Origin of the sequence: Mesorhizobium sp. M7A.F.Ca.CA.003.01.2.1 (genome assembly GCF_003998945.1) — a bacterium.
Classification (GTDB): domain Bacteria; phylum Pseudomonadota; class Alphaproteobacteria; order Rhizobiales; family Rhizobiaceae; genus Mesorhizobium; species Mesorhizobium ciceri.
The window spans coordinates 1-1599 of record NZ_RZRA01001119.1; the positions used below are offsets into that span (position 1 = coordinate 1).

Annotated in this window: 2 protein-coding genes; both read left to right on the top strand. The window is 62.4% G+C overall.

The genetic code is table 11. The features are described 5' to 3' along the window. Window positions 1-825, top strand: an 825-nt coding sequence (locus tag EN969_RS30335; RefSeq protein WP_127419691.1) for an FAD binding domain-containing protein, incomplete at its 5' end; no start/stop codon positions are given. A 3-nt stretch (window positions 826-828) separates the two neighbouring features. Continuing rightward, a partial coding sequence (locus tag EN969_RS30340; RefSeq protein ID WP_164758634.1) for a molybdopterin cofactor-binding domain-containing protein occupies window positions 829-1599 on the top strand: 771 nt, incomplete at its 3' end.

Below are 1599 nucleotides of genomic sequence, written 5' to 3' on the forward strand. Positions count from 1 at the left end.
GCCTTGCGGCAGATCAGGATAAACGATAACACGATCCGGTTTGGTGCACTGGTCCGCATGGGTGAAGCAGCCGACAACGATGACGTCCGGCGGCGTTGCCCCGCCCTTGCCGACAGCCTGAAATTCGCCGCCAGCGGTCAGCTTCGCAACATGGCGAGCCTGGGCGGCAATGTGCTGCAACGTACGCGCTGCGAGTATTTTCGAGAGATTTCCTGGCCGTGCAACAAGCGCGAACCCGGCTCCGGTTGCGCTGCGATGGAAGGGTCCAATCGCCAACACGCCGTGCTGGGTACGAGCGATGCCTGCATCGCCACGTATCACGGCGATTTCGCGCAGGCGCTGGTTGCGCTCGATGCCACCGTCGAGATCGAAGGTCCGCGGGGAAGGCGCACGCTTGCATTTGCCAAGCTGCACAAACGGCCGGGCGACACGCCCGACATCGAGACGGATCTCGCCGCCGACGAGCTCATAACCGCCATCGAAGTGCGGCTCGAACGGTGGAGCAGCCGGTCGCGCTATCTGAAGATTCGTGATCGCGAATCCTACGCGTTTGCGTTGGCGTCCGCGGCTGTTGCGCTCGACATGGATGGCGAGACGGTAAGGAGTGCGCGCATTGCGCTTGGTGGTGTGGCGACGGTGCCGTGGCGGGCGCGCGAAGCAGAGGACGCGCTACAGGGCAAAGTGCTTGACGAAGCCGCGGCGCAAGAGGCTGCCGAGGCTGCCTTCGCCGATGCCAGACCGCGCGAGCATAACGCATTCAAGATACCGCTCGGCAAGCGCACGCTGGTGCGGGCGCTGCTCGAAACCCGGGATATGAAGGGCTGAGCCATGAACCAAGCTGCACCCGCCCCCAGGGAAAACCAGGGCGATCCGGTTGTCCGCATTGACGCCCGGCTAAAAGTTACCGGACAGGCCGGCTATCCCGCCGACATCGTCACGGCCAACGTCGCCTACGGTGCCCTTGCCACCAGCAGCATTGCCCGGGGCAAGGTTTCGGGACTTCACACGAAAGACGCCCGGGCCGTACCCGGTGTGCTGGACATCGTCACCTATGACGATATGGACAAGACCGACACGCCGAAATTCGGCAACACCGGCGCAAGTTCGATCGGGCCTTTGCACGACAAGACGGTTTTTCACGACGGTCAGATCATCGCTCTGGTGGTTGCCGAGACCTTCGAGGCGGCGGAGGAAGCCGCAATGTTGATCCGCGCCGACTATGAGGACGAACGGCCCGCCGCCAGCTTTGATTCCAAGGGCGTGAAGATGGAGCCGGCTGCCGGCAAAAACCCTATGTTCAAGGAGGATGCGAAGGCCGGTGATTTCGATGCCGCCTGGGCGGATGCGACGGTAAAGATCGACGAAAAATATTCGACACCGACCCAGCATCACAATCCGATCGAACTGTTTTCGACCACCGCAATATGGCAAGGCGACCAGTTGACCATACACGAGCCCAGCCAGAACGTTACCGGCTGGAAGGTGGAACTGGCACGCCAGCTGAAGCTCGATCCGGCCAATGTGCGGATCGTCAGTCCCTATATCGGCGGCGCCTTCGGCTCCAAGGGGCCGATGACGGCACGCACCGCTATCGTTGCC